A 4,374-nucleotide genomic window follows, 5' to 3' on the forward strand; every position below is an offset into this window, starting at 1 on the left:
GAGGACGATCGTCCCGTCCTCGCCCGCGCCATCACGTTGCTCGAGTCCACGAACCCCGCACACCGCGAGAAGGCCCAGGAGTTGCTTCTCGGCGCACTCCCGCACGCCGGTGGCGCGTTGCGCATCGGGATCACCGGGGTACCGGGCGTGGGGAAGTCCACGTTCATCGAGTCCTTCGGTCTGTATCTGGTGGAGAAGGGCCACAAGGTGGCGGTCCTCGCCGTCGACCCGTCCTCCACCCGCACCGGCGGGTCGATCCTCGGCGACAAGACCCGGATGGCCACGCTCTCGACGGAACCCCGCGCCTACATCCGGCCGTCGCCGACCTCCGGCACGCTCGGAGGGGTGGCGAAGGCCACCCGCGAGACGATGGTGCTGCTCGAGGCGGCGGGATTCGACGTGATACTCGTCGAGACGGTGGGGGTGGGACAGTCCGAGGTCACCGTCGCCGGAATGGTCGACTGCTTCACGTTCCTCACCCTCGCCCGCACCGGAGACCAGCTCCAGGGCATCAAGAAGGGCGTCCTGGAGCTGGCGGACGTCGTCGCCGTCAACAAGGCCGACGGCCCCCACGTCAAGGACGCCAGACGCGCCGCGCGGGAACTCGGCGCGGCACTGCGACTCGTGCGACCGGCGGACTCGGCGTGGAAGGTGCCCGTCCTGACGATGTCGGGTCTCGAAGGTGACGGTCTGGACGACTTCTGGGATGCCGTCCGTTCGCACCAGGACACGATGGGGAAGATCGGCGAGGTCGAGGCCCGTCGAGCCCGTCAGCAGGTCGAATGGACCAGGTCGATGGTGCACGACACACTCATGGCGAGACTCGCGGCCGACCCCGAGGTGCGTCGGGTCACGGCCGATGTCGAGCGGCGTGTCAGCGAGGGGACGTTGACTGCGGCCCTCGCCGCCCAGGCGATCATCGACGCCTTCGACAGCTGACGCGCCGACTCGCCGGCGAGTACGTCAGGCGTTCCACCACCTGCGGACCAGGTACTCGCGCTCGGAGGCGTTCTCCGTGAGCTGGTGGGCACGCGCCCAGGCCCGGCGGGCCTCGTCACCGCGGCCGAGTTCCTCGAGCGTCGTCGCCCGCGCCGCGTGGAACGGGTGGTGCCGCTCGAGCTCCGCCTCTCCGGCGAGGGCGTCGAGTTGCCGAAGGCCTGACTGCGGTCCGTCGCGGCGACCCACGGCCACCGCACGCGCCATCCGGACGACGGGTCCGGGTGCGAGAGCGAGGAGGAGGTCGTACAGCACCACGATCTGTGCCCAATCGGTCGACTCGACGTCTCGCGACTCCGCGTGGACCGCGGCGATCGACGCCTGCACCGAGTAGGGCCCCGGCCCGCCGGCCGCGGCCTCCATCGCCAGGGCCAGCCCCTCATCCGACGCCAGACGGTCCCACCGGTCCCTGTCCTGCTCGCGCAGCGGGACGGGGAGGCCCTCGTCGTCGACCCTGGCCGGCGCGCGTGCCTCGGTGAGCAGCAGGAGAGCGAGCAGGCCCGTCGCCTCCGGCTGCCCCGGTACGAGCCTGTGCACGATCCGGGCGAGGCGGATGGCCTCCGTCGTGAGGTCCCCGCGCAGGTGGCCGTCACCGGTGGACGCGGCGTATCCCTCGGTGAAGATCAGGTAGATCACCGCGAGCACCGCGGGCAGTCGCGCCGGCAGATCATCCGGGCCGGGGGTGCGGATCGGGATCCGCGTGACCCGGAGGCGCTTCTTCGCCCGGACCAGGCGTTGCTGCACCGTCGTCACCGGGAGGAGGAAGGCGTGGGCGATCTCCGTCGTCGTCAGACCGCCGAGGTATCGCAGGATCAGCGCCACCTGCTCGTCGGTCCTGAGCGTGGGGTGGCAACACGCGAAGAACAGCTCGAGCCTGTCGTCGGGGATCTCGTCCGGTTCCACGACCGCACGGACCGGCGGCGCGGAGGTTCGTCGGTCCTCCTCGACCCGCAGACGCGCGAGACGCTCGGTGAGCGCCTTCTCCCGCCGGAGCCGGTCGATCGCCTTGCGGGTGGCGGTGGTCGTGAGCCACGCGAGCGGGGAGTCCGGCACCCCGGTACGGGGCCAGGCCTCGATCGCCGCTTCGAGCGCGTCCTGGGCCGCGTCCTCCGCGAGATCCAGATCCCCGAAGCGTGACGCCAGCGTGGCGAGGAGGCGCGAGTGCTCCTCGCGACGCAGTGCGACCAGCACGTCCGACGCCGCCGGGCCCGGGGCGGTCACGGGGTCACCCCCGCGTCGCCCCGGACCCGTCGGTCCGGCATCAGAACTCCAGCATCGCGCGGACCTCGACCCGTCCGCCCCTGGCACCGGGGCACTTGGCGGCCCAGGCCAGCGCCTCGTCGATGTCCGCCACGTCGATGACGATCGTGCCGCCCACGAACTCCCTGCTCTCGGCGTACGGACCGGACGTCACGACGGCGTCCGTCCCGCCCGCGGGGATCCTGACCGTGACGCCGGTCTCGGGGTCCTCCAGACCGAAACCACCGGCGAGGACGCCGGCCTTCTCCAGCTCGGCGTCGAAGGCCATGAACTCCTCGACGCCGGGCCCTTCCTCCTCGCCGCAGCGCACGTCCTCGAGGTTGGCCATAAGCAGCAGTACGTACTTCATGTCGATCTCCTGACTGGGAGTGGTGGATGCCGGCCGCGGTGTTGTGCGCCGACACCTCCATGACGAACAGCCGCCGCAAGATCGACAGGTTCGCACAATAATTCTCCGCGCTCTTCCGGATTCCGCTCCCGGGCGCACCAGGACAGGAGTCCTCAGCCGTCGGATCCACACGCTGCAGGCTCACCCACACGCGACATCACGTCCGGGAATGACGATCAGGCGTGTGGATTCAGACGTGAGACGACCGAGGAGGCGGTAGCGGTCGACGCCCGGCCCGCCGACGCCCGGGGTCAGTACCGATCGTCCGGCACCCGGCGGCTTCGGGAGCGCATCGCGAACAGGAGACCGATCACGAAGAGCACCACACCGGCCACCATGAGGATCACCGCGAGGGTGTTCGAGTCGATACCCGGAATGTTGACCTCGACCGCGTACATGAGTATCGCGCCGATCACCACAAGAACCACTCCGCCGCCGATGTAACCCATGTCTGTTCTCCTTCGTCGTGACCGCGCGCCTGTCCGCGGTCGTGCGGCTCACCCTACGAGAACTCGGCGCCGAATTCAGGCGTGCGGAGAGAGGAGCTTTCGCGCCGGTTCCTCGATGAACCGGTAACTGGCCGCGCCGACGGCGATCGACCCGACCACGGTCACGGGCCAGATCACGCCCATCCGCCGGGTCCACAGCGAGGTGCGGGTGAGCGGGAACGCGTAGTGCAGCACGATCAGGTGCCAGAGGAAGATCCCGTACGACCAGCGGCCGATCGCCTGAAGGGGTGCCGACTCCAGGATGCGGAAGCGCGTGCCCGCCGGGGCCAGGACGACCGGCCCGAGGAAGAAGAACGCCATCGCCGCGGTGAGCCCGTTGCGCGCGGCGTACTCGCGGCCGCTCGGGTGGTGGAAGCCCTCGGAGAACCAGCGGGTCGACGTGGTGGCGAGCAGCGCCCCGGCGCCTGCCGTCCACCAACCCCACCTGGCATAGGATGCCCGGCTCAGTCGGGCGAGCAGTCCCGGGCGGGCGGTGGCCAGCTCGGCCAGCAGCATCCCGGAGGCGAACCAGGCGGAGAACGCCGGCGGCAGGATCTGGACGTTGATGCCCCTGGGCAGGAGCCGCAGGCGCTGCCAGGGGATCAGCGGGAACAGCAGGCCGGAGAGCCCGAAGGCGCCGACGGCGGGCAGCCGCCATCGGGCCCTGTCGCCCCGCAGGTTCCTCATCCCGGTCCACAGCGCCGGGAGCGCCAGGTAGTAGGCCATCTCGACCGCGAGTGACCAGGCGTGCGTGAGCCCGGAGACGAGAAACCTCCGCTGGTAGATCTGCGTCAGGGTGAGGTTGCGCAGCCAGACCACGGGGCCGTTGATCCGGTTCTGGGGGAGGAGCACCATGGCGACGGCGACGAGCACTGAGTACGCGGGCATGATTCGCACGAGCCGGGCCCGCAGGTAGGGGATCACCGCGCGGGCCGTTCCCGGCCGGTCGCGGCGGGCGTGGTCGGAGTGTGCCCGCCACAGCAGGAAGCCGGTCTTGGCGAAGAACACCGCGACCAGCATGTCCAGACGACCGTAGAGGCGGCGCACCGGCGTCCCGTAGGACATCCGGGTCACGAACGCGACGTGGGTGGTGATGATGCCGATCGCCGCGAGGCCGCGGAGACCCTCGAGCGCCGGGATGTGACCGCGAGCACCGGCGAGCCGCGGCTGCTGCACCCCGGTGGCCTCGGCTGCGGCGGTGTCGGGAGCGTCGGCCAGGGTCGGAGCCGCCGCCGTCGGTGG

5 protein-coding genes are annotated in these 4,374 nt (G+C 70.7%); 1 reads left to right on the forward strand and 4 read right to left on the reverse strand.

Going from position 1 to position 4,374, the window contains the following annotated elements:
- Nucleotides 1–939 (forward strand): methylmalonyl Co-A mutase-associated GTPase MeaB (gene meaB, locus G6022_RS08445; RefSeq protein WP_182691351.1); only part of this gene is annotated, 939 nt, incomplete at its 5' end.
- A gap of 24 nt (nucleotides 940–963) precedes the next feature.
- Here the strand turns inward: meaB and G6022_RS08450 are convergent.
- The 4 genes from G6022_RS08450 to G6022_RS08465 form a co-directional block, all read right to left on the reverse strand.
- Nucleotides 964–2,217, reverse strand: coding sequence for a sigma-70 family RNA polymerase sigma factor (locus G6022_RS08450; RefSeq protein ID WP_182691353.1), 1,254 nt, complete (start codon nucleotides 2,215–2,217; stop codon nucleotides 964–966).
- A gap of 40 nt (nucleotides 2,218–2,257) precedes the next feature.
- On the reverse strand, nucleotides 2,258–2,605 hold the full coding sequence (locus tag G6022_RS08455; RefSeq protein ID WP_182640208.1) for a YciI family protein: 348 nt from the start codon (nucleotides 2,603–2,605) through the stop codon (nucleotides 2,258–2,260).
- Between the two features lie 290 nt (nucleotides 2,606–2,895).
- Nucleotides 2,896–3,093 carry a hypothetical protein gene (locus G6022_RS08460; protein ID WP_182640207.1) on the reverse strand — a complete coding sequence of 66 codons (198 nt, stop codon included), beginning with the start codon at nucleotides 3,091–3,093 and terminating at the stop codon, nucleotides 2,896–2,898.
- A 75-nt stretch (nucleotides 3,094–3,168) separates the two neighbouring features.
- Nucleotides 3,169–4,374, reverse strand: a 1,206-nt coding sequence (locus G6022_RS08465; RefSeq protein ID WP_182691355.1) for an acyltransferase, incomplete at its 5' end; no start/stop codon positions are given.

Origin of the sequence: Dietzia sp. Cai40 (assembly GCF_014145165.1) — a bacterium.
GTDB lineage: Bacteria > Actinomycetota > Actinomycetes > Mycobacteriales > Mycobacteriaceae > Dietzia > Dietzia natronolimnaea.